The sequence below is a fragment of the Mesorhizobium sp. W050 genome, assembly GCF_054719535.1.
In genome coordinates, this window is sequence record NZ_JBTTIH010000001.1 from 3,133,656 (window position 1) to 3,155,348 (window position 21,693).

At 63.1% G+C, this 21,693-nt stretch carries 28 protein-coding genes and 2 pseudogenes; 13 read left to right on the forward strand and 17 right to left on the reverse strand.

Annotated features, from left to right (window positions below):
- Positions 1-65: 65 nt before the first annotated feature.
- A pseudogene (locus ACYG9Y_RS15135) lies at positions 66-273 on the reverse strand (iron chelate uptake ABC transporter family permease subunit); the annotation flags it as partial.
- A gap of 127 nt (positions 274-400) precedes the next feature.
- Here ACYG9Y_RS15135 and ACYG9Y_RS15140 point away from each other — a divergent pair.
- A complete protein-coding gene (locus ACYG9Y_RS15140; RefSeq protein WP_023705726.1) occupies positions 401-1,231 on the forward strand; it encodes an AraC family transcriptional regulator in 831 nt (276 codons plus the stop codon).
- 6 nt (positions 1,232-1,237) lie between these two features.
- Here ACYG9Y_RS15140 and ACYG9Y_RS15145 read toward each other — a convergent pair whose 3' ends face one another.
- Entirely contained in the window at positions 1,238-2,173 is a 936-nt protein-coding gene (locus tag ACYG9Y_RS15145; protein ID WP_023739208.1) for a bifunctional helix-turn-helix transcriptional regulator/GNAT family N-acetyltransferase, read from the reverse strand.
- Between the two features lie 79 nt (positions 2,174-2,252).
- The gene (locus ACYG9Y_RS15150) at positions 2,253-3,440 is read right to left on the reverse strand and encodes an MFS transporter (protein ID WP_023700643.1); all 1,188 of its coding nucleotides are present in this window, start codon (positions 3,438-3,440) and stop codon (positions 2,253-2,255) included.
- A 170-nt stretch (positions 3,441-3,610) separates the two neighbouring features.
- Between ACYG9Y_RS15150 and ACYG9Y_RS15155 the strand changes: the two genes are divergently transcribed.
- Positions 3,611-4,237, forward strand: coding sequence for a TetR family transcriptional regulator (locus tag ACYG9Y_RS15155; protein ID WP_023739207.1), 627 nt, complete (start codon positions 3,611-3,613; stop codon positions 4,235-4,237).
- Here ACYG9Y_RS15155 and ACYG9Y_RS15160 read toward each other — a convergent pair.
- Positions 4,234-5,103 carry a hypothetical protein gene (locus tag ACYG9Y_RS15160; RefSeq protein WP_023689545.1) on the reverse strand — a complete coding sequence of 290 codons (870 nt, stop codon included), beginning with the start codon at positions 5,101-5,103 and terminating at the stop codon, positions 4,234-4,236. The two genes, ACYG9Y_RS15155 and ACYG9Y_RS15160, sit on opposite strands and share 4 nt — an antisense overlap.
- Before the next feature lie 82 nt (positions 5,104-5,185).
- Between ACYG9Y_RS15160 and ACYG9Y_RS15165 the strand changes: the two genes are divergently transcribed.
- The 3 genes from ACYG9Y_RS15165 (at position 5,186) to groL (ending at position 8,183) form a co-directional block, all read left to right on the forward strand.
- Positions 5,186-5,983, forward strand: coding sequence for a class I SAM-dependent methyltransferase (locus ACYG9Y_RS15165; RefSeq protein ID WP_023739206.1), 798 nt, complete (start codon positions 5,186-5,188; stop codon positions 5,981-5,983).
- 184 nt (positions 5,984-6,167) lie between these two features.
- A complete protein-coding gene (gene groES, locus ACYG9Y_RS15170) occupies positions 6,168-6,464 on the forward strand; it encodes a co-chaperone GroES (RefSeq protein ID WP_006203049.1) in 297 nt (98 codons plus the stop codon).
- A gap of 63 nt (positions 6,465-6,527) precedes the next feature.
- Entirely contained in the window at positions 6,528-8,183 is a 1,656-nt protein-coding gene (gene groL, locus ACYG9Y_RS15175; protein WP_460221711.1) for a chaperonin GroEL, read from the forward strand.
- 71 nt (positions 8,184-8,254) lie between these two features.
- Here groL and ACYG9Y_RS15180 read toward each other — a convergent pair whose 3' ends face one another.
- Positions 8,255-8,863, reverse strand: coding sequence for a TetR/AcrR family transcriptional regulator (locus ACYG9Y_RS15180; RefSeq protein WP_023697706.1), 609 nt, complete (start codon positions 8,861-8,863; stop codon positions 8,255-8,257).
- 102 nt (positions 8,864-8,965) lie between these two features.
- Here ACYG9Y_RS15180 and ACYG9Y_RS15185 point away from each other — a divergent pair, with 102 nt between their 5' ends.
- The 3 genes and pseudogenes from ACYG9Y_RS15185 (at position 8,966) to ACYG9Y_RS15195 (ending at position 10,870) form a co-directional block, all read left to right on the forward strand.
- On the forward strand, positions 8,966-9,976 hold the full coding sequence (locus tag ACYG9Y_RS15185) for a zinc-dependent alcohol dehydrogenase family protein (RefSeq protein WP_023739205.1): 1,011 nt from the start codon (positions 8,966-8,968) through the stop codon (positions 9,974-9,976).
- Between the two features lie 41 nt (positions 9,977-10,017).
- Entirely contained in the window at positions 10,018-10,467 is a 450-nt protein-coding gene (locus ACYG9Y_RS15190; RefSeq protein WP_023697708.1) for an OsmC family peroxiredoxin, read from the forward strand.
- Positions 10,468-10,484: 17 nt separating this feature from the next.
- Positions 10,485-10,870, forward strand: a pseudogene (locus tag ACYG9Y_RS15195) (nuclear transport factor 2 family protein).
- Between the two features lie 71 nt (positions 10,871-10,941).
- Here the strand turns inward: ACYG9Y_RS15195 and ACYG9Y_RS15200 are convergent.
- Together ACYG9Y_RS15200 and ACYG9Y_RS15205 are read right to left on the reverse strand one after the other, a co-directional pair.
- Entirely contained in the window at positions 10,942-11,457 is a 516-nt protein-coding gene (locus tag ACYG9Y_RS15200; protein WP_023671510.1) for an OsmC family protein, read from the reverse strand.
- Positions 11,458-11,513: 56 nt separating this feature from the next.
- Positions 11,514-11,939 (reverse strand): GFA family protein, encoded by a 426-nt coding sequence (locus ACYG9Y_RS15205; protein ID WP_023734267.1) that lies wholly within the window; start codon positions 11,937-11,939, stop codon positions 11,514-11,516.
- Between the two features lie 182 nt (positions 11,940-12,121).
- Between ACYG9Y_RS15205 and ACYG9Y_RS15210 the strand changes: the two genes are divergently transcribed.
- A complete protein-coding gene (locus tag ACYG9Y_RS15210; protein WP_023697711.1) occupies positions 12,122-13,114 on the forward strand; it encodes an AraC family transcriptional regulator in 993 nt (330 codons plus the stop codon).
- 23 nt (positions 13,115-13,137) lie between these two features.
- Here ACYG9Y_RS15210 and ACYG9Y_RS15215 read toward each other — a convergent pair whose 3' ends face one another.
- From ACYG9Y_RS15215 to ACYG9Y_RS15250, 8 genes are all read right to left on the reverse strand, one after another.
- A complete protein-coding gene (locus ACYG9Y_RS15215) occupies positions 13,138-13,749 on the reverse strand; it encodes a LysE family translocator (RefSeq protein WP_023689918.1) in 612 nt (203 codons plus the stop codon).
- A gap of 69 nt (positions 13,750-13,818) precedes the next feature.
- The gene (locus ACYG9Y_RS15220) at positions 13,819-14,151 is read right to left on the reverse strand and encodes a YkgJ family cysteine cluster protein (RefSeq protein WP_023671506.1); all 333 of its coding nucleotides are present in this window, start codon (positions 14,149-14,151) and stop codon (positions 13,819-13,821) included.
- Between the two features lie 52 nt (positions 14,152-14,203).
- Entirely contained in the window at positions 14,204-14,368 is a 165-nt protein-coding gene (locus ACYG9Y_RS15225) for a hypothetical protein (protein ID WP_023671505.1), read from the reverse strand.
- Between the two features lies 1 nt (position 14,369).
- The gene (locus tag ACYG9Y_RS15230) at positions 14,370-14,777 is read right to left on the reverse strand and encodes a hypothetical protein (RefSeq protein ID WP_023671504.1); all 408 of its coding nucleotides are present in this window, start codon (positions 14,775-14,777) and stop codon (positions 14,370-14,372) included.
- Entirely contained in the window at positions 14,777-15,001 is a 225-nt protein-coding gene (locus ACYG9Y_RS15235; RefSeq protein ID WP_023689917.1) for a hypothetical protein, read from the reverse strand. The genes ACYG9Y_RS15230 and ACYG9Y_RS15235 overlap by 1 nt, the downstream gene beginning before the upstream one ends.
- 293 nt (positions 15,002-15,294) lie before the next feature.
- On the reverse strand, positions 15,295-15,504 hold the full coding sequence (locus ACYG9Y_RS15240; RefSeq protein ID WP_023671502.1) for a cold-shock protein: 210 nt from the start codon (positions 15,502-15,504) through the stop codon (positions 15,295-15,297).
- A gap of 461 nt (positions 15,505-15,965) precedes the next feature.
- The gene (locus tag ACYG9Y_RS15245; protein WP_023739203.1) at positions 15,966-16,295 is read right to left on the reverse strand and encodes a YciI family protein; all 330 of its coding nucleotides are present in this window, start codon (positions 16,293-16,295) and stop codon (positions 15,966-15,968) included.
- A 30-nt stretch (positions 16,296-16,325) separates the two neighbouring features.
- Positions 16,326-16,979 (reverse strand): glutathione S-transferase family protein, encoded by a 654-nt coding sequence (locus tag ACYG9Y_RS15250; protein WP_023684314.1) that lies wholly within the window; start codon positions 16,977-16,979, stop codon positions 16,326-16,328.
- A gap of 171 nt (positions 16,980-17,150) precedes the next feature.
- Here ACYG9Y_RS15250 and ACYG9Y_RS15255 point away from each other — a divergent pair, with 171 nt between their 5' ends.
- Positions 17,151-17,330: a CsbD family protein gene (locus ACYG9Y_RS15255; protein ID WP_023671498.1), complete on the forward strand. Its 180-nt coding sequence runs from the start codon at positions 17,151-17,153 to the stop codon at positions 17,328-17,330.
- A 50-nt stretch (positions 17,331-17,380) separates the two neighbouring features.
- On the opposite strand, the gene ACYG9Y_RS15260 is transcribed toward ACYG9Y_RS15255, so the two are convergent.
- Entirely contained in the window at positions 17,381-18,445 is a 1,065-nt protein-coding gene (locus ACYG9Y_RS15260) for a metallophosphoesterase (protein ID WP_245260445.1), read from the reverse strand.
- Between ACYG9Y_RS15260 and ACYG9Y_RS15265 the strand changes: the two genes are divergently transcribed.
- Positions 18,353-19,231 carry a hypothetical protein gene (locus tag ACYG9Y_RS15265; protein WP_245260444.1) on the forward strand — a complete coding sequence of 293 codons (879 nt, stop codon included), beginning with the start codon at positions 18,353-18,355 and terminating at the stop codon, positions 19,229-19,231. The genes ACYG9Y_RS15260 and ACYG9Y_RS15265 overlap by 93 nt on opposite strands.
- An 18-nt stretch (positions 19,232-19,249) precedes the next feature.
- Here ACYG9Y_RS15265 and ACYG9Y_RS15270 read toward each other — a convergent pair whose 3' ends face one another.
- Entirely contained in the window at positions 19,250-19,936 is a 687-nt protein-coding gene (locus ACYG9Y_RS15270) for a TetR/AcrR family transcriptional regulator (RefSeq protein ID WP_023739201.1), read from the reverse strand.
- 84 nt (positions 19,937-20,020) lie between these two features.
- Between ACYG9Y_RS15270 and ACYG9Y_RS15275 the strand changes: the two genes are divergently transcribed.
- Both ACYG9Y_RS15275 and ACYG9Y_RS15280 read left to right on the forward strand, forming a co-directional pair.
- Positions 20,021-20,782, forward strand: coding sequence for an NIPSNAP family protein (locus ACYG9Y_RS15275; RefSeq protein WP_023739200.1), 762 nt, complete (start codon positions 20,021-20,023; stop codon positions 20,780-20,782).
- A 127-nt stretch (positions 20,783-20,909) separates the two neighbouring features.
- Positions 20,910-21,671 (forward strand): SDR family NAD(P)-dependent oxidoreductase, encoded by a 762-nt coding sequence (locus ACYG9Y_RS15280; RefSeq protein ID WP_023727885.1) that lies wholly within the window; start codon positions 20,910-20,912, stop codon positions 21,669-21,671.
- The last annotated feature ends 22 nt before the right edge of the window (positions 21,672-21,693 follow it).

The following is a 21,693-nucleotide window of genomic DNA, read 5'->3' on the forward strand; positions in this document are numbered from 1 at the left end:
AAGAGGGATGGCAGCCATGCAGATGCGGTCATGGCACAGTCAATGACGGTTGCGGATGACCTCCCGACCGTGACGTGAATTGCCGTCGAGAACGCCGCGAGAGAAAGGTCGTCTTGCGCGTCCTCGCCACCGGCACACCTAGGCTTTCGGCGGCATTTTCGCCGGCGGGGAAGGCATCGAGCCGGCGGTGGTTCCACAGGGCATAGGCAAGGATGGTGCCCGCACCCAGCGCGCCCGGATATTGTCCCAGCGAGCCAGGCCGAGGCCGCCCAGCAGCGGCTTTCCACGATGGTGAACTGCCACAGTCGACCAGCGCCCTTCGATTTTACGACAGGCGCAATTTCGATCAAACTGGCCTCGCAAAAGCCGACAAAATGTGCCGCCAAATGCGAGGAGACCTATGAACCCGACCGAGAAAGCGCTGTGGTTTGTCGAGAGCCATCTGCCGGAAGCGATCTCGCTTGAAGATGTCGCGCAAAGCAGCGGCGTCTCGCGCTTTCATGTGACGCGCGCCTTTGGCGCCGCCACCGGCCGTTCGGTGATGGGCTATATGCGCGCGCGCCGGCTGACCGAAGCGGCGCGCAAGCTGGCTTCCGGCGCGCCCGACATCCTCGCGGTCGCGCTCGATGCCGGCTACGCCTCGCACGAAGCCTTCACCCGCGCCTTCCGCGACCAGTTCGGCACGACGCCGGAACTGGTGCGCGCGCAGGGCAGCCTCAGCAATCTCGATCTCGTGGAGCCGATCCTGATGGACCAGTCCTTCCTCGCCTCACTGCCGCCGCCGCGCTTCGAGACCGGCCGTCCCTTCCTCATTGCCGGCCTCGGCGAGCGCTACAGTTGCGAAACCAGCGCGGCCATTCCGATGCAGTGGCAGCGCTTCGGTCCCTATATCGGCAACATTCCGGGCGAGACCGGTGACGTCGCCTATGGCGTCTGCGTCAATGGCGACGATGCCGGCAATTTCGACTATATCGCCGGGGTCGAAGTTTCGGATTTCTCGGACCTGCCGAAGGAGCTTTCGCGGGTGCGGGTGCCGGCGCAGAAATACGCCGTGTTCACCCATGCCGAGCATATCTCCACCATCCGCCGCACCGTCAACACGATCTGGAACAAATGGCTGCCGGCCTCGGGGCACGATATAGCCGACGGCCCCGAATTCGAGCGCTACGGCCCGGAGTTCGATCCGCGCAGCGGCAATGGCGGGCTGGAGATATGGGTCCCGGTGGCCTGAACGCCGCTACAGCTCCAGGTTCCAGTTCTGGCCGACCAGATCCTTGCCGAAGGCGTGATGGCGCTCTTCGTCCACCAGCCTGAAGCCGGCACTCTCGTAGATGTGGCGGGCGGCGGTCAGGATGTCGTTGGTCCATAGGGTCAGCGTCTTGTAGCCCTTGGCACGAGCAAAGCCGATGCACTCCTGAACCAGCCGCTTGCCAATGCCGAGGCCGCGCGCCGATGGTTCGACATAGAGCAGGCGCAGCTTCGCCACCGCGTCGGATTTGCGCACGACGAAGACCGAGCCGACCACCTCCCCTTGCCGTTCGGCAATCCAGCTGCGTTCCCATTCTGGATCGAAGGATTTTACGAAGGCGCCGAGGATTTCGGCGACCAGCGCCTCGTAGGTTTCGTCCCAGCCATAGTCCTGTGCGTAGATCTGTCCTTGGCGGCGCACCACCCAGCCGATGTCGCCGACCTGCAAGGGGCGCAGCATATACGGCACTTTGGACTCCGGGCTGTCGCCCAGGAGTTGCTGCACCGTCTGCATGGCCTTGACCAGCCGGTCCTGTTCGGCAGCAGGAAGCCGCTCCAGCAAGGCCGCGACCTGGTCGTGCGAAGCCCGGTTCAGCGGCGCGAAGGCCTGCCGCCCCACCGGCGTCAGCGTGATCGACGACTGCCGCGCATCCGACGCCAGCGGCGCGCGCGCAATCAGCTGCAGGTGCTCGAACTTCTTCAGGAGCCGGCTGACATAACCGGCGTCGAGGCCGAGATCGCGGATGAGATCGCTGGCGGTCAGGCCATCGCGATGCGCCAGTTCGTAGAGCACCCGCGCCTCGGTCAGCGAGAAGGCGCTTTTCAGCAGGCCTTCGTCGAGCAGACCTATCTGGCGGGTGTAGAAGCGGTTGAAAGCCCGCACCGCGTCGATGCGTTCCTTGCCGGGTTGATGATGGATCGTCATGGGAAGCCTCCTGCCCCATCAACGATCGGTCATTTATTTGACTTAGTCAAGTATCGAGGAGATGCTCCCCGGTCGTGTCTCAGGCGATGGCGCGGCGGCGCCGTGCGATCAGGACGAACAGGCCGAGCAGCACGACGCTGGCCGCAGCACTGGCGGCGGCAAATTCCGGCACCGGCCGAAAATCCTTGCCGTCGATCAGCAGCGATGCCGCGACCGGGCCGATCGCCAGACCGAAAAGCTGGGCCGCCGGCACCAGAAGCACGGCCGTGCGCGTCTCGTCGGCGGTGATCGCCAGCCGGATCTGATAGGGCACGATGAACAGAAGGATGAAGCCCATGATCAAGGCCGCGACCCAGAAAACCGTCAGGCCGGGGCTGCCGGCGAGCATCACGGAACTGGCGACGGCGACCACGCCGATCGCCACGATGGCGAAGCGGTAGTCGATGCGCGCCTCGAAGACGGTAGCCGTCATTGCGCCCAGCACCTGCAATGCGAGGTTGGCCGAGACGATCAGGCCGACGGTGCGGCCATCGATGCCGTATTGTGCGCCAAGCGGCTCGAGAAACGCCCAGACCGAGCCGAAGAACATGAAGTAGCAGAAGACGCTCAGCAAAGCGGCAAGCGAAGGAACGGTCAGCACATTGCTGAACTGTTCCTCCTTGGGCAGGTCGGCATAGCTATCCGGGACGATGAAGGCGACGGCCACCGAGGCGATGCAGACGACGGCAAGGACGATGAAGCCGCCCGCCGATCCGGCGGCCGGGATGACGTAAAGCGCCAGCAGCAGGGCAAGGGCGCATTGCGCCAGGGTCTGAAGGGTGACGAAGAAGCCGCCGATGCGCTCGGCCCGGCGTGAACGGGCGATCAGTTCCGTGGCGACCGCCACCAGCCCACCCTCGGCGAGGCCTGCCACCGCGCGGGCGGCAATCAGCGAGGTCGAGGTCAGCGCATAGGCGGTCGCCCCGTTCGCCAGCGCCAGCAAGAGCAGAAGGACGGCACTTTTCAAGCGCATATTGTGGGCGGACAGCATCATGGCGATGGCCGCCGATCCGATGCCGATGGCGATCATCTCCGCCGTGGCGACCAGCGCGAGTTCGTCACCGCTGACATGCCCTTCGGTGTAGAGCGCGCCGAGAAGCACCGGCTGCAGCCCGAGAATGAGCAGGCCGACCGAGCCGATCCACAATGCCGAGGCGAGTTGCGCCCCAGTGGGGTTGCCGACCAGCCAGTCGCCGTTCCCGGCATCCGCGTTACCAGCAGAAGTCACGGTCGCCTCCCAACGTCCTTGCCTGACGGCAAAAAAACTGACAGTCTGTCAGCATTTAGAAACTGATACTCGATCATATTCGTTTGTCAATCAGTAGCGGGACTTGGCACCAACAAGGCTGGGGATGGTCTTGGCGATCGAATGGTCTGGGCGATCGAGAGGATGGCGGCATGAACGAAGCAGTGCAGATGACGACCGAACCGAGGCGCAGGCCCAAACAGGAGCGCAGCCGCGAGCGCATCGACGCCATCCTGTCGACGACCATGCGGCTGATCGGCGAGAAAGGCATCGACGCCGTCACCATGAAGGAAGTCGGCGCACAGGCCGGCGGGCCGATCGCCACCGTCTATCATTACTTCCCCAACAAGTCGGCGATCCTGGCGATGCTCTACGAGCGATTCTCCGAAGTGAGCCGCGCCCGGCTTGCCGCGATCGTTGCCGACGTCGGCGGGCTGAGCGACGTTATCGCTGCGGCCGACCGGCTGCTCGACGACTACTATGAGCGCGTCGCCGGCGACCCCGCCATTCAGGACCTGCAAAACGCCATCCAGGCTGACAAGGCGCTGAAGAATCTCGACATCGCCGAAACCCGGCGCCAGGCGACGATGTTCTGCGACCATGTCGGCCCCTTTCTCGCGCCAGAGCGACGCAATGAGTTCGGCCGTATGGTTTTCCTGATCTTCCAGCTGGCCGGCGGCGTCGTGCGCATGGCGCTGACCCAGAACCAGGAGGAAAGCCGCCACACCATCGACGACTACCGGTCGATCATCCATACGCAGTTGGGACTGTTTCTCTAGCGCCCGATTCGACCCCGTCCGGTCTGGTGGATGAGGTTTTCGAAGCCGTCGGCCAGGTTGGCTGTGCCGGCGGCAACGATCTTCGACAGGTTCCTGGCGCGACCCGGGGTCTTGTTGGCATCGAGCAGCACGGCCCTGCCCTCATGCACGACAAAGTCGAATTTGCCATAGTCGAAGCCCAGCTTCCGACGCAAGGCGCGCAATTCGTCGGGAACCGCAACCGGCTCCCGGCGGATGGTGTCGTCGCCCTTGACCAGGCGCTGCGGCGAGACATAGCGGGTGCAGCGCTCCCGATCGCCGCAGAATATCCAGAACCGCGCCGCAAACCCGTCGGGCTCGATTTCGGGAATGAATTTTTCCACGATCAGGTCGGCACGCCTGAAAATCTCCGGCGCCACATCGGCCAGCGAGGCATGCACCTGATAACGGTCGAAGGTCTGAGCGCCCGGGAAAGGCACTGCCTTGCCGGCGCGAACGGATTTTCGGTTGAGCTGCTCCTCGGGCGTCCCCCAATGATTGAGGTTGCTCTTGACGATGACCTGGCCGCTCCAGTTGGCACCCTCCTCGAGGATCGCACCGCTGATGCGGCGCTTGGAAATGTCGGTTGCACCAAGATTGAGACAAATCGGAAATCCGCGCGCGTAGTCGACATAGTCCGATGGCGTCACTGTCGCGTCGACATGCAGGACGGCAATATCGGCGTTATGACTTGCCGAGGGTCCACGCATGATCTGCACGGAGTGACCGCGCCGTTTCAGCTCCGCCAGGACGTCGAACAGCATGTAGGGGCTGTCCTGGCGCAGCAGGAGGCCCCGCCGGCTCTGGAAGCGGTCAAATTCATGCGTTATGACGGCAATGCGGGCCATGGCCTTTCCTGCATGAGGTAACTCGCAAGGCAACCAACAGCCTGGAAGGAAATATGTCCAGCCTTTCCCCAAACCGTTCCGCATGACTGAGCATTGGGACGCAATTCGCCGTCATTGGCGGCTTCTCGGGTCGCCGCTGTGTCCGCCCCCGGAAGCTGTCGCCGCCTATGAGCGCGAACTTAGCCTGCAATCAGTCGATGTGGTGCTGCTCGGGGTCACGCCGGAGCTTGCCGGCCTCGGAAGGACCATGCTCGCGATCGACGAGTCCACTGCCATGATATCGGGCATCTGGCCGGGCGATACCGCCTCACGCAAGGCGGTGATCGGCAACTGGCTGGAGTTGCCGCTGGGCGACGAAAGCGCCGGGGCGGTGATCGGCGACGGCTGTCTGTCGGCGCTGGACTCCTCGGTTGCACGGCAGGCGCTGCTTGCCGAGATCGCGCGTGTGCTGAAGTCCGATGGGCGGGCTGCATTGCGCGCCTATGCAAGCCCTCAGGTGCCGGACGATCTGCAGGAGGTCCGGGCGCTGACGCTGTCCGGTGGTGTCGCGACCTTCCACGAACTCAAATGGCGCATTGCCATGGCTTGTGCCGGCGGCGATCCCGACCGCGCCATTCCGGTGCGGGCGATCCTCGACGCCTTCGATGCGCTGTTTGCCGACCGGGAGGCCCTTGCCGCGACGACCGGATGGGAGATGCCGGTCATCGGCACCATCGATGTCTATGCGAATTCGCAGACTGTCTACAGTTTCGCCCCGGCGGCGACGCTGGTCGAAGAGGCGAGCCGGTTTTTTGACAGTGTCCGCCTCGCGCCGACAGGGGGTTATGGGCTGGCGGAACGATGCCCGCTTCTGGTGCTTAAATCGCCGCGGCGCCGGTAGGGTCTGCCGTCGGATCGCGGCACGGCTCCAATTGGCACAATTGTGCTCACCGTTCGCCTTGACTCTCGAAAGCCACGCGCTTATTTCAGCGCACGTTAGCACTCTCCCCAGGTGAGTGCTAACGCACATCCGGCACCGCCGGATCGAGGAACAGCTCTCACCGTTCTCATTCGAGGAAGAAAAAATGGCAAAGTCGAAGTTCCGCCCGCTTCATGACCGCGTGGTCGTACGCCGGGTCGAATCCGAATCCAAGACCGCCGGCGGGATCATCATCCCGGATACGGCAAAGGAAAAGCCGCAGGAAGGCGAGATCATCGCCGTCGGCTCCGGCGCTCGCGACGAAGCCGGCAAGCTGGTCCCGCTGGACGTCAAGGCCGGCGACCGCATCCTGTTCGGCAAGTGGTCGGGCACCGAAGTCAAGCTCAATGGCGAAGACCTTCTGATCATGAAGGAATCCGACATTATGGGCATCATCGGCTGATCATCGGCCTCACCGTCAACTAATTTCGGGCTTGATCGCAAGCCCCCTGCCAGGAGCTAAAAAATGGCTGCTAAAGACGTAAAATTCTCCCGCGACGCCCGCGAGCGCATGCTGCGCGGCGTCAACATCCTCGCCGACGCAGTGAAGGTCACGCTCGGCCCCAAGGGCCGCAACGTCGTCATCGACAAGTCGTTCGGCGCACCGCGCATCACCAAGGACGGCGTCACCGTCGCCAAGGAAATCGAGCTTGAAGACAAGTTCGAAAACATGGGCGCGCAGATGGTCCGCGAAGTTGCTTCGAAGACCAACGACATCGCCGGCGACGGCACCACGACCGCGACCGTTCTGGCGCAGTCGATCGTCCAGGAAGGCCACAAGGCCGTTGCCGCCGGCATGAACCCGATGGATCTGAAGCGCGGCATCGACCTGGCCGTGACCGAAGTCGTCGCGGCTCTCGGCAAGGCTGCCAAGAAGATCAAGACCTCCGAGGAAGTTGCCCAGGTCGGCACGATCTCGGCCAATGGCGACGAGTCGGTCGGCGCCATGATCGCCGAAGCGATGCAGAAGGTCGGCAATGAAGGCGTCATCACGGTTGAAGAAGCCAAGACCGCCGAGACCGAGCTGGAAGTCGTCGAAGGCATGCAGTTCGACCGCGGCTATCTCTCGCCCTACTTCGTCACCAACGCCGACAAGATGGTTGCCGAGCTCGAGGACGTCTACATCCTACTGCACGAGAAGAAGCTGTCCAACCTCCAGGCCATGCTGCCGGTTCTCGAAGCCGTCGTGCAGACCTCCAAGCCGCTGCTCATCATCTCGGAAGACGTCGAAGGCGAGGCTCTGGCCACGCTGGTCGTCAACAAGCTGCGTGGCGGCCTGAAGATCGCCGCCGTCAAGGCGCCGGGCTTCGGTGATCGCCGCAAGGCCATGCTGGAAGACATCGCCATCCTGACCGGTGGCCAGGTCATCTCGGAAGACCTCGGCATCAAGCTCGAGAACGTCGGCCTCAACATGCTCGGCCGCGCCAAGAAGGTGTCGATCTCCAAGGAGAACACCACCATCGTCGACGGCGCTGGCAAGAAGGCCGAGATCCAGGGCCGCGTTGCCCAGATCAAGCAGCAGATCGAAGAGACCACGTCGGACTACGACAAGGAGAAGCTGCAGGAACGTCTGGCGAAGCTCGCCGGCGGCGTTGCGGTGATCCGTGTCGGCGGCGCGACGGAAGTCGAAGTCAAGGAAAAGAAGGACCGCGTCGATGACGCCCTCAACGCGACCCGTGCGGCCGTGGAAGAAGGCATCGTTGCAGGCGGCGGCGTCGCACTGCTGCGCGCTTCGGCCAACATCAAGGTCACCGGCGTCAATGCCGACCAGGCTGCCGGCATCAACATCGTTCGTCGTGCACTGCAGGCTCCGGCCCGTCAGATCGCTTCGAACGCAGGTGCTGAAGCTTCGATCGTTGCCGGCAAGATCCTCGACAACAAGGGCGCGACCTACGGCTACAACGCCCAGACCGGCGAGTATGGCGACATGATCGCCATGGGCATCGTCGACCCGGTCAAGGTCGTTCGCACCGCTCTCCAGGACGCGGCTTCGGTCGCCGGCCTGCTCGTCACCACCGAAGCCATGATCGCGGAGGCCCCCAAGAAGGAGTTTGCTGGCGGCGGCATGCCTGGCGGCATGGGCGGCGGCGGCATGGGCGGCATGGGCGGCATGGATTTCTAATCCAAGCTATCTGGCTTATGCATACGGAAAGGGCGCCGAGAGGCGCCCTTTTTGTTTTGGAAAGCGGATGGTTAGGCGGCGCTGTCCGCCTGCCGCGCAACCTTGCCTGCAAGCACCGCCTGCTCGACAAGCGCCGCGACCTCGTCGGCCACCACCAGCACCGGGCCACGATCGCGGGTGGCCCTCGCAATCACCATCAGCCCTTCCAGCGAGGATTCGACCAGCAGTGCCAGGGCATGCGCCCGGCGTTCGGGCACTCCTGCCCTGACAAAGGCCTGCCGCAGCAAGCCGATCCATTGCTCGAAAGCCGATCGGCAGAGTTCCGCCAGTTCCGGCACATCGGTGGGTGAATCCAGCACCACCGGCGCGATGGGGCAACCCAGCGAAAAATCATTGTCCTCCAGCATGCGCCCGACCGACTGGTAGATGTGATGGACGGCCACTGCAGGATCGCTCTCGGCTGCCAGTGCTTCGCCCAGCCTTTTCGTGACGTCGGCAACGCTGTTGCGCGTCACCTCGATGACCAGTTGGTCCTTGCCGCCTGGGAAATGAAAATAGAGCGAGCCGCGCGGCGCCCCGCTGGCGCCCAGAATGTCGTTGAGCGAGGTGCCGTGATAGCCGCGCTGCCTGAGCAACAGGCCTGTGGTCTCGAGTATGCGGGTGCGGGTGTCGTTGGCCATGTCAACCTCTGTCAGCAGTGACGCATTATAGGCCTTGCCAAGAATATGACAATCGGTCTATATAATATGTGGATCAGTCTATATACTATTAAGGAGAGTGACATGCGCAGCTACCGTCTCGAAGGGTTTGGTGGAACCGAATCCCTGGCGATGCGCGACGAGGCGCGGACGGAACCGAAACCGCATGAGATCGTGGTGCGAGTCCGCGCCGCCTCGCTCAATCGGCGCGACACGATGATCCTTGGCGGCACCTATCCCTTGCCGGCGCGGCAAGGCATCGTGCCGCTGAGCGACGGAGCCGGTGACGTCGTCGCAATCGGCGATGCCGTCACCCGTTTTGCCGTCGGCGACCGCGTCACCGGCAGCTACTTCGCCCGCTGGATCGATGGCCGCATCAATGCCGGTCTGATCGACCAGCTCGGCTGTACGCTTGACGGCATGCTGACTGAGTTTGCCGTGCTCGACGAACAATGGGCGGCGCGACTGCCCGATCATCTGAGCTGGCACGAAGCGGCGACGCTGACCTGCGCCGGCGTGACGGCCTGGAACGCGGTGACCGGGACCCGGATTCCGAAGCCTGGTCAATGGGTTCTCACCATCGGTTCGGGTGGCGTTTCGCTGTTTGCTCTGCAGTTCGCCAAGTTGCTCGGCTGCCGGGTTGTCGCCATCACATCGCGCGCGGAGAAGGCCGACAGGCTGCGGGCGCTGGGCGCCGACCTCGTTGTCTCCAGCACCGACATACCGGAATGGGGCGGCTGGGCGCGCGAGCAGACAGGCGGAGTCGACCTCGTCGTCGAAACCGGCGGCCCGGCCACCTTCGCGCAGTCGCTGATTGCCAGCACGCTTTATGGACACATCGTGCTGCTGACGCTGCAGGACGCCAGTGGCAGATCGATCGAGATGCCGGCAGCGCTTTATCAGCGCAGCCTCGCCACCATCAGCCGCCTGTTCGTCGGCAGCCGCAGCAATCTTGAGGCCATGCTGCGCGCCGTGTCGCAGCATCGCCTCAAGCCCGTTATCGACAGGGTCTTCCCCTTTGCCGAAGCCCCCGAAGCGTACCGCCACTTCCAGCAGGGCGACGTGTTCGGGAAGGTTGTCATCGACTGCGCCTGACCCAATTGCCCGCTTTTCAACCCCGAATCAGGAGAACGACCATGACCATCCGTGAAGCTTCCGCAGAATGGCAAGGCACGCTGAAGGAAGGCGGCGGCCGTCTGCGGCTTGGCAGCGGCGTCTTCGAAGGCGCCTATTCCTTTCCGTCGCGGTTCGAGGACGGTCCGGGCACCAATCCCGAAGAGCTGATCGGGGCAGCACATGCCGGCTGCTTCTCGATGGCGCTGACCTTCATCCTCGGCCAGGAAGGCCACGTCGCCCGCACCATCCGCACCGTCGCCAAGGTGCATCTCGGCGCGACCGCCGCCGGGCCGACGATCACCCGCATCGAGCTCGAAACGGAAGCAGAGATTCCCGGCCTTCAGCCTGCCGAATTCCAGCGTATGGCGGAGACGGCGAAGACGACCTGCCTTGTCTCTCGCGCTTTGGCCGGCGTTACAACCATCACCCTCAAGGCCGAGCTGGCCGCCACCACTGCCACGGAACAATGAAAACCAGGAGGTATGAGATGAGCCAGGACAGCATCACGAGCATTCATCCGGGCGACCACTCTAGCCAGACGGCCGAGATCATGCGTCGCTTCAACGATGTGTTCCAGTTGCACGATCCGTCCGCGCTTGCCGAGTTGGTGGCGCAGGATTGCGTTATCGAAAACACCGTGCCGGCGCCGGACGGCGCCCGCCATGCCGGCAAAGAGGCATGCATTGACCTATGGTCGGCGATCGCCACCCAGCCCGGCACGCGCTTCGACCTCGAGGAAACTTCGTCGCCGGTGAACGGGCGACGATCCGCTGGCGCTACTTCATGGCCGACGGCAACTCCATCCGCGGCGTCAACCTGATGCGTGTCGCGGACGAGCTGATCGTCGAGGCGATGGGTTACGTCAAAGGATAGAAGCGTTGCCCGGCACTCCCGTTCCCAGCCCGGAATCTCGCTCAAGTCGAGTTTCCGGGCCGGTTTTCTGGTCACTGGATGACGCGGTGCAGCTTCACCGTGGTGCTGGGACTGTTCTGGATGGTCTGGAAGATCACGCAATAGCGATCCGTGAGTTCGAGCAGTTGGTCGAGCTGACTTTGGGGAGCGTCGGTGTCGATGTCGAAGCGCAAGCGGATTTCCTTGAAGCCGACTGGAACACCCGCAGTCACGCCGAGCGTGCCGCGAAGATCGACGTCACCTTCCGCGGAAACTTCGGCGGACCTGATCGGAATTTCGAGCACGGCCGCCGCCGCGCGCATCGAGACACCGGCGCATGCGATCAGCGCCTCCAGCAGCATGTCGCCGGAGCACAGTTCCTGGCCGCTGCCCCCGGCCATCGGATGAATGCCGGCAAGCGCCAGCCCGCGTCCGGTCTCGACCTTGCAGGTCACGGTGGACGCGTCGGCGACGCCTTTGGCCTTCAAGGTGAGGAACGCGGCCTTCGCATCCCTGCGATAGAGATCCTTGATCGGCTCCTGCGTGGCGCGAAATGTTGCGATTTCCATGAACAATCTCCTGTCTTGAATTGTCGTTGTCAAAAATGGCGAGCAGTGGCCGGGCCTTATTCCGGCACCGCGATGCCGGAGCCGCCGAGCTCAGCCGGAAAGTCCCTGAGCTTGGGCAGCCCATCCTTCATCGGCAGCACGGTCTCAGCGTAGTTGACGTGAACCCCAGGCGTGAATTTCACGCCTGGTATGGTTGCCGCATAGACATCGACCAGGCCGAGCGGCGGATGAACGGTCATCAGATGACCACCGCATTTCGTGCAGAACTGGCGATCGCTCATTTCGGTCTTCTCGAACCCGGACAGGAACTCCGCGCCCCTGGTGACCTTGACGTTCTGAGGCTTCCACAGCGTGAAGGCGTTCACGGGAGACGCCGACCACGATCGACACGAACCGCAATGGCAATAGCCCATTGCCTCGGCGGCTCCGTGCACTTCGATTTCCACGGCGCCGCAAAAACACCCGCCCTTATGTACCGTCATGACATTTGTCCCTGGTTGGTTTCGACAGCACTCAGCGCCCTCTCTCGGCAGCGCTTGAGCACCGGTGCAGGTTTAGGAGTTCTGGCCGCGAACTGAATGATACGGCGTCCGCCTCGCTTGACAGCGCGTCCGGAACTCGAAAGGGATGGCTGACCGGCTAGCCGGGTGCGGGACGAAACGGAATGGCCGGGGATGCTCTGTCTGACCTGTTGAGGACGGTACGCCTTACCGGCGCGACGTTTTTTGACATTGAGGGCCACGAGCCGTGGGCCGTCTGCTCGCCGGCGCCATCGTCCATCCTGCCGAAGATCCTGCCCGGTGCGGACCATCTGATCTCCTACCATGTGGTAACGGCCGGTCGCTGCTTCGCGCGCATCGTCGGCCAGGAAGCGATCGCGCTGGAGGCCGGCGAAGTCGTCGTCTTCACCAGGAGCGACCCGCATATTATGTCCAGCAATCCGGCGCTGCGCGCCGATCCGCCGACAGCCGACGTTCTCGACATCGCAACAGCCGGCCGGATGCCGTTTTACATCAACTGCGCCGGCGACGGCGCGACCTCGGCCAGGCTGGTTTGCGGCTATCTCGCCTGTGATGCACAGCCTTTCAATCCACTGCTCGAGGCTTTGCCGCCGGTGATCAAGGCCGGAGCTGCCAAAGGCGATGGCGGCTGGCTCAGCCAGTTCATCAACCTGGCTGTCACGGAGGTGGCGCAAAAGCGCGCAGGCAGTGAAACGGTGCTCACCAAACTGAGCGAACTGATGTTTGTCGACGTGTTGCGCCGTTACTTGGAATCGCTGCCGCCACAAACCACGGGATGGCTGGCTGGCCTGCGCGATCCGCACCTGGCGAGGGCACTGGCGCTGATCCACGACCGGCCGGCGCATAACTGGACGGTGGAGGCGCTGGCGAAGGACTCCGCGCTGTCGCGCAGCGTGCTCGCCGAACGCTTCACCAGGCTGGTCGGCATGCCGCCAATGCATTATCTCGCCAAATGGCGCATGCAGATCGCCTCGGAGCTGCTCAGCGCCGGCTCCAGCAACATGGCCAGCATCGCCGCTGAAATCGGATACGAATCCGAGGCAGCGTTCAGCCGCGCCTTCAAGAAGATGATCGGCCTTCCGCCCTCCGCCTGGCGTCTAGGCATCCGGACCGGATCCGGAACCGACGAAGAGTAGGCCGATGCCTGCCAGATCCTGTTCTATCGATCAGCAAGCGCCAGCTTGGCCCCAAGCATGACAAAGGCGCCGGCGAAGGTGCGGCGCATCCAGGTCAGCACCATCGGCCGCGACACGACATGGCTGCGGATCGAGGCGGCAAAGATGCCGTAAGCGACGAAGACGACGAAGGTCAGCAGCATGAAGACGCTCGAGAGCTCCAGCATCTTGGCAAATGCGTTCGGTTCGGTCGTGCTGACGAATTGCGGCAGGAAGGCAAAGAAGAAGATCGACAGCTTCGGGTTCAGGATGTTGATCAGGATGCCGGAGGTGATGACCTTGGCTGCCGAGCGGGGTGCCGCGTTTTCATCGACGCTCAGGCCGCCCTTCTCCTTCAGCGTGTTCCAGGCCATGTAGAGGAGATAGGCGACGCCGAGATATTTCAGCGTCTCGAAGGCGACAGCACTTGTGTGCAGCAGCGCCGCCAGGCCGGTGATGGCGGCGGCCATATGCGGGATGATGCCAAGCGTGCAGCCGAATGCAGCAGTGATCGAGGCGCGCGCGCCTCGCGAAAGCCCGGCGCTCAGCGTGTAGAGAACGCCGGTGCCGGGCGAAGCCACGACGATCAGCGACGTCAACAGGAATTCGATGCTCATGGTTCCTCCAACGCCCTGCCCGTGGTGGAAGCTATCGGGGGATGTGGGATGAGGCAAGGTGGGCGTCGGCTAGATCGTTGGCATCCCGTGCGCCTTGCGCGCCATCAGGCAATCGTCGCCGCCAGGCATGCAGGCGTGGCAGACGTCCGGGCGGATCTCGTAGATGCCGCAGGCTGTGTGCTTGCCGATCTCGCCCGTAAGCGCCGAACAGCGCACGCCCTCGCAGCGCATCCCGGACAGGTCGGCGGACACGAACTTTTCCGGAATCCGGTCAAGTTGCGCATCGTCCTCGGTCGAGAAGCGCGGCCATTCGGCCGAGTAGGAACAGCAGGCGCCGCAGCTCTGGCAATCGAAAACCGGCTGGTCGTCCTGTTTTGACGACCGGATATCCCTGGCGGCCAACGCGACCAGCCCAGGTGCTGCGAGATTGCGATCGGCTTGGTGCGGCAAGGCGCTATTTCTTCTTGCCTGCCTTGCCCTTGGGCGTGGCGGCTGGCGCCTCGAACAGATCGGTTGCCGACGGTTCGGCGGCCTTCGGCGCGGCAGCGGGCTTGGCCTGCTTTGCAGTGGCAGCAGCCGGCGCTGCCGGCTGGTCCTTGGTGGAAAACTTTATGGCCATGTCAGTCCTCGTCGGAAAAGCGGGATGATGGTGCGCGCGGATTGCGCAAGCGGCCGATCAGCGCCGAGACCGCTGTGATGTTCATTTCCTCGGGCGACCAGTTCCTCGCCTCGGCAATGTGGTGCGCCGCCAGTTCGCGATGCGTGCTGCCGCTATAGGCGGCATCCTGGTAGGTCACGCGCTCCTGGGTCTTTTTGTCCTCGCGGACATATTCGACCAGATAGTTCGGGGCTTCGGCACGGCCGCGCACGCCGACGCGCACCTGGGCATCGCCATGCGCGCGCTTGCAGCGCTCGAGCTTTTCCAGCACACGGCGGACATATTCGACCGGCTTGTCCAGGCCCGGGACCATGGACGCTATGGTCGCATCGGCATCGATCGGCGTGGGCGGTACGCGCTTGGTGGCCATCAGCGTTTGCCTGCCCGCTTTGGCAGCGCCGCAAGGACTGCGGCCGCTGCCATGTCGTCGGCTTCCTTTTCCTTGCGCAGTTCGCGCAAGCGCGCGGTCTTGGCTTCGCGCGCCTCGCTGACGGCATCACGCTCGGACAGGATGCGGTTGAGTGACATCGACTGGGTTTGCGTCTTGCTGAACAGCGAGCCGGCCTGGTCGGCGGTCTTGGATTGAGTGGTCAAAACTTTCTCCTGTCGGGAGCCTGGTGCCGATAGAGCGAGAGCGGTCTTCGATTACGACCAAAGCAATACGGCAGCGGGGCAGTATGGGCGGTTCAGATTGCTGGAGCGTCCCTTAGCACGTTCCGGCCGGCGTGCGGCGCACTTTTAGCGGCACGACGCACAAAATGAAAAAGGCCAGGCACCGCCTGACCTTCCATGAAAGCGCCGCGCATCCAGTTGGATGCGCAAGGCGCTCCTTTCAGCCTTTCATCGGTGCCAGTACATCCGTGGTCACCGGAAGGCCGAATTCCTTATCAGGCCGCCTTCAACTGGTCGGCGGACATCTTGCCCGACTTGTTGTCGCGGGTCATCTCGTAGCCGAGCTTCTGACCCTCGACGATGTCACGCATGCCGGCGCGCTCTACGGCCGAGATGTGGACAAAAACGTCGGCGGAGCCGTCGTCAGGCTGAATAAAACCAAAACCTTTGGTGGCGTTGAACCATTTCACTGTGCCGGTGGCCATGAAGAACCCTTTCCCTGGCAAACATTCGTTCACCATCGTGCGACTGCACAACAGCGTTTTGTCTCGATTTTTGATGGGGAAGTTCGTCAAAGGCGCGCATCATGCGCGGATAACAAAAGTCGGTCAAACAAATATCGACATGTTTCTTATAGACTTCTTTTAGCGCCCAGTCAATTTCTGGTTTGGCCGGAGCCCAAATTCAACCTGAGGGTGCCTGAGGCATAAGCCTCAACTGACGAGGTGGCGGAGCGCAAGGCGTTCCAAAAAATATTCCACGCCCCGGAACCAATCGCAAGCCGGCGCATTTCCGTGATGTCAGCAATTCAGAGAACAATCTCGGTAATGCTGGCAAAAGAACGCCTCCCGCACATTAAACGGTGCGAGAGGCGTTCTTGTATGTGCCGTTGTCTGACACAATTCCCAAGTGGAAAACCGTTTCACATCCATAAACTTACGCTCGCCTACAGGATCGCGCTGATCAGCGGCAGGATCTCGTAGTGGAAACCGCGGCCGAAGCTCGACACCGGATCGCCGTCGGTGACCGCTCTTGCCTCGGCTTCGCTGCCGACACGCAGGATCAGCAGACCCCAAGGGCCGGCCGGGTCGGCGACCGGCCCGGCCAGGATCATGGCGCCCTCGGCAAGCTTGCCGCGCAGATAGTCGGCATGCCGGCCCATCAACTCCCTCTCCTCCTCCGTCAGGGTGAAGGCGAAGTCCGGCCGAGGCGGGATCAGCCGGCAGTGGAAGATTGTTGGCGCGGTAGTCTCACGCGGTCCATCATTGCTGGCCATCGGTCACTCACCGTGATGTCATTAGTGGTCCTATTCGTCCGGGCCGGGTTCCGGCCAAGTCTCCTTCGCTGCTTCCGCATACCAGTGCCGCATCGCCGGCGTTGCCAACACGGCGTCGACGTAGGCGCGCGTGTCGGGCGCGAGCTTGCCGCCATAGGTGTCGAAGCGGGTGACGACAGGTGCATACATGGCATCGGCCGCGGTGAAATGACCGAACAGGAAGGGGCCGCCTTTGCCGTATTGTTCCCGGCACTGGCGCCAGATCGTTTCGATGCGCGCGCGCTGCATTTCGCCTTCGGCGTCGAGCGGCTTGTGGCCCTTCGGCCGGCGCAAATTCATCGGCCAGCCATAGCGCACCTCGCGAAAGCCGGAATGCATCTCGGTCGCCACCGAGCGAGCCAAGGCGCGGGCGCCGATATCCTGCGGCCAAAGTTTTTTCTCCGGAAACAGGTCGGCCAGATATTCAAGGATGGCAAGGGTTTCCCAGACAATCCTGCCATTGTGATTCAACACTGGCACAAGGCCGGTGGGCGAGACTTTCGCCAGAGCGGCAAAGGTTTCGGGCGTGCGCAGGCGCACGAAACCTTCCTCGAACGGGATCTCCAGATGCTTCATCGCCACCCATGGCCTCAGCGACCAGGACGAAAAGCACTTGTTGGCGATGATGAGCGTAAATTCAGCCAAGGCGGTCTCCCCAAAATTTCGTCACACTAGTCACACGATACGACGCGGCAAAGCGTTTCGGCGACCATATAAGCGACCAGATGCGACGATGATCGCCGCCCCGGGAACCTAAGCCAAGCCGGCCCGTTTGCCTCCTGCGAATGAATCCCCGGAATCCCAGGAGATGCAAAGATGGTGAACAAGGATCAGGTTGCCGGCGTGGCCAAGCAGGTCAAGGGCTCGGTCAAGGAGGCCGGCGGCAAGGCGACCGGCAACAGGCAGACCCAGGCCGAAGGCACGGCCGACAAGACCGCCGGCAAGGTGCAGAAGGTCTATGGCGACGTGAAGGACAAGATCAAAAAGGCGCTCTGATTCGATCTTGCAGGCAATGAGGAAGGCGGCTCAAGGCCGCCTTTTTCTTGTCAGAGGCTGAGGCTCTTGCTGAAGGCGCTGGTGAACTTGACCCCGCCCCGGTCGCCCGCCGCCTCGCCCAGCACCACGTCCATGCCGTCCCCGGTTACCCTCACCAGCGCGAAGCCACCCATATAGGCAGCCTTCGGCTTGAACAGGTCGAGGCCATCGCTTTTGTAGATCATAGGCACTTCGTGCTGATGGCCATGGAAGATGGCGATGACATTGTAGCCCTTCAGCGCCGCCAGCATCGCCTGGCGGTCGGCCTCGCTCCACCAGTGCGGCGCGCCTGCGCCGTCATCGTCATAGGTGCGCTTGGCCGGGTCCCAGCGCTCGACCGAGAAAGTGTCCCAGCCATAGTGCTGGAACAGGATGACGGGACGGCCATCCGCCGCGTAGGTCGCCAGATCCTGCTTCAGCCACGGCAGGCTGCTCACCGCGCCATGGCCGGTGTCGCCGGCAAAGCGGTGGGTCTGGACGAGATGCAGGCCGCCCCAGTCCCAGGAATAGCAGTCGGTGTCGACATCGTATTCGGTGGCCGGCACCGGCGGCTTGAAGAACACGCCGGGGCGGTGGTTGACCTCGACATAGTCGCGCAATTCACGCCGATACCAGTCGACATGGGGCGGCGAGCCATTCTGGTCGAGATCGTGGTTGCCGAGGCCGACATAGACCGGCATGTGCACGCGGTCCGGGCCGACGCCTTGTTGATAGCGCTGGCTGAACTGCAACAGTTGCGTGCCTTCGCTGGGCTCGGTGATCTGGCCGCCGCCATCGTCGGTGATGTCGCCGCCGACAACGAGGCCGAGCGGCGCATCGATGCGGCTGCCGGCCGAACGCAGGCGGGTTGCAACGCCATCGATCTCGACTGGCCATTGCCGGCCGGCCAAGCCATTGAGAACAGCGACATTGCGCAACAGCGCGGCATCGGTCTTGCCTTCCTCCAGGCAGTTGGGGCTGAGGCCGCTCGACATGCGGCAGGCATGGACATCGGCGATGAACAGAAAGGTGGCGTCGATGGGCTGGATGCGCTTGCCGGTCTGGCCAAGCGCGGCGCGCGGCAGCATACCAGCCATGGCAAGGCCGGCTGCCTGTGCGAGGAAATTGCGACGGGAGAGGACGAGCTTGCGATTCATGACCTGAAATTCAGCACAGCCGGCGCCCCACCGTCCAGTTGCCAGGAATGGCAGGTCGACACGGCACTGTGGCTCTGGCATTTCTTGGGTCATGCTGGCGCGCAGCAAATACAAGCAGAGGGGGAGGATTTCATGAGAGCCGTTTCGATAGGCGTGGTGCTGGCTGGGTTGCTGCCGGCGGCTGCGGTGCATGCCGCCGATTGTGTCGACGCAAAATCGGCCAAGGCCGGCTTCGTTCTGGAAATGCCTGGCGTCCGCAGCGAGTTTCGGCCGGTGGCCGGCGGCATGGTGTCCGTCGCCAACAACTACGAATCGCAATCGCCGCAGACACAGTTCCTGTTTGCCGGCCTGGTCGAAGTGTTTCGCGACAGCGATACCGGACGGGTGGCGACGATTCCGTTTTCCGATCTGCGAAAACTGTTTCCGCTGAAGACGGGAGCCAAGAGCACGATCGAATTCGTCGAGTTGTCACCGAACAAGCAGCCGAAGAGCACCAAGACACTGAGCCTGGTCGTCAAGGGCAAGGAGACGTTTAACGTCGGCGGCTGCAAATACAACGTGCTGGCGGTCACGGAGACCTTCAAGAACGGCGCCGGCGAGACGCTGGACACATTTACCGCGCTTTATGCGCCCGATCTGCAAGCGTCTCTCGCCCGGCGCTACGACGAAGGGACCAGCGCGGAATCGGTGAACGGTTACGACACGATCAAGCCGCTTTCCAACTAGAACAGCGCAGTTCCGGCCTCAAGGTTCTCCCGGCCGCAGCAGGATCCTGCGACGCCGCTTCGCTCTGCTCGGGATTGGCGGCTTTGAGCTGCCCTGAAGTTCGGCCAGGCAATCGCGCAGCACGCTGGCATCCTGTGCCGCCTTGGCCATCGACATGGCGCCGGAATAGGCGGCGATGGCGAGTGCCGCAAAGCGCTCGGGGTCGGTGCCCTGCTCCCTCCCCGACTGCTGGTCGGCTCGCACCTTGTCGGCAACCGCCTGACGCCATCCGGCAAAGATATCGTCCAGAGCGGCGCGGAAATCCGGGTCAGCGAGCGACAGTTCATGCGCCAGATTGTTAAGCGGACAGCCGCGCACGAAGCCTTGCTGCTCAAGCTCGGTCGCCACCGCCTCGAACACCGCGCGCACGCCTTCGCGCGCCGAGCCTGCCGCCCGTACAGGGTTGATCCAGGTTTCATCGAGGGCCGCTGCCACGCGCTCCTCGATCACCGCCAGAGCGAGCGCCTTCTTCGTCGGGAAATGATGATGCAGCGCGCCGCCGCTGACGCCTGCGGTCGTCATCAGCTCGCCAAGGGCGGATGCATGATAGCCACGCGCCTGGAACGACGCTTCGGCGACATCGAGCACCTTGTTGCGCAGCCCTTCGGGATCGTTGGTGCGTTTTCGCGGCGGCCCTTTCGGAGCCCGAGCAATCTCTGCTGACATTTGCCAACGATAGCAGATTGACAAAACAGGACAACCGGTCTGTTTTATAAACCGGATGATCATCCTGTTTTTGGAGACGACACAATGACCGTACCCCTGAATGCGCCTGCGACGGCAAGCCTGCTCGCTTCGCCTGTCGTCGAGTTGCGGCAGTACACGCTGAAGCCGGGCCGGCGCGAGACGCTGATCGACATCTTCGACAGTCGGTTCATCGAAGGCCAGGAACACGCCGGCATGACCATCATCGGACAGTTCCGCGACCTCGACCGCCCCGACATATTCGTCTGGCTGCGCGGCTTCGATGGCATGGAAGCGCGGAAGCAGGCGCTCACCGCCTTCTATGACGGGCCGGTGTGGACGGCGCACCGCGACGCCGCCAATGCGACGATGATCGATTCCGACGATGTGCTGCTCTTGAAGCCGGCATGGCCAGGCGCCGGCTTCGATCTGTCAGGCGCGCAGCGAGGCGCCATGCCGCCGGATGGAAAGCTGAGCGCAGACAATCGCTTGACCGCTATCGTTGCCATCCAGATTCATCATCTGCGGTCTGGCGCCGAAGCCGATTTCGCCGGCAATTTCGAAACGGACGCCGTTCCGGTCCTTATCGGCGCCGGCGGACGGTTGCTTGGCGCCTTCATCACCGAGCACGCTGAAAACAGTTTTCCCCGCCTGCCGGTGCGCTTGAGCGAAAACGTCTTTATCGCGGTGACGGGTTTCGACAGTCCCGAGGCGCATGCCAGTTACGAAGCCGCAGTTGCCGCTTCGCCCCAATGGCAAGCGGCCGATGTGACGTGGCGGACCGAAACCTTGCGCCTGACGCCGACGTCGCAGTCGCTGCTGCGGTAACCGGATCGGCACGCGGCCAACCGAAGTTCATACTGAGCGATAGGCCGGCGGCTTGACCGCCCTCGCCGATCGGCATTGCTTCGTGACGCGGGCAACAGCGAGAGCATTCGATGCGACTTGGCCTTCAATGAGACTTTCTGGCAAGCGAGCACTGGTGACCGGCGGCTCGGACGGCATCGGCCTGGCCATATCGGAAGCTTTCTTGCGCGAGGGCGCCGACGTGCTGATCATCGGCCGCGACACCAGCAAGCTCGAGACCGCCCGCGAGACACTTGCGGCGGCGGGCAACGTCGGCACCCAGTCGGCCGATCTCTCGACCTCTTCCGGCATCGATGCCGTGGTCGATCGCGCGAAAGCAACCGGCCCGCTCGACATCCTCGTCAACAATGCCGGCGTCGCTTATCTGGTGCCTTTCGAGACCGTCACCGAGCACCAATTCCAGCAATCCTTCGCGCTCAATGTGACGGCGGCGTTCTTCCTTACCCAGCGGCTGCTGCCGCATCTCGGCGCCAACGCCTCCGTCATCAACATCTCGTCCTACTTCGCCGACAAGATGATCCCGAAGCGGCCGTCGAGCCTGTATTCCTTGTCCAAGGGCGCGCTGAATTCGCTGACCAAGTCGCTGGCCTTCGAGCTTGGTCCGCGCGGCATCAGGGTCAATGCGATTGCGCCCGGCACGGTCGACACCGCCATGCGGCGCAAGTCGATCGACAACCTGCCGGCGGCAGCGCAAGCCGAGCTGAAAACCTATGTCGAGCGCAGCTACCCGCTCGGCCGCATCGGCCAGACCAGCGATCTTGCCGGCATCGCCGTCTATCTGGCCAGCGACGAGGCGGCGTGGACCAGCGGCGGCATTTTCGCGATCGATGGCGGGTATACGGCGGGGTGACCGTTTGGACGGCCCTCGGCCT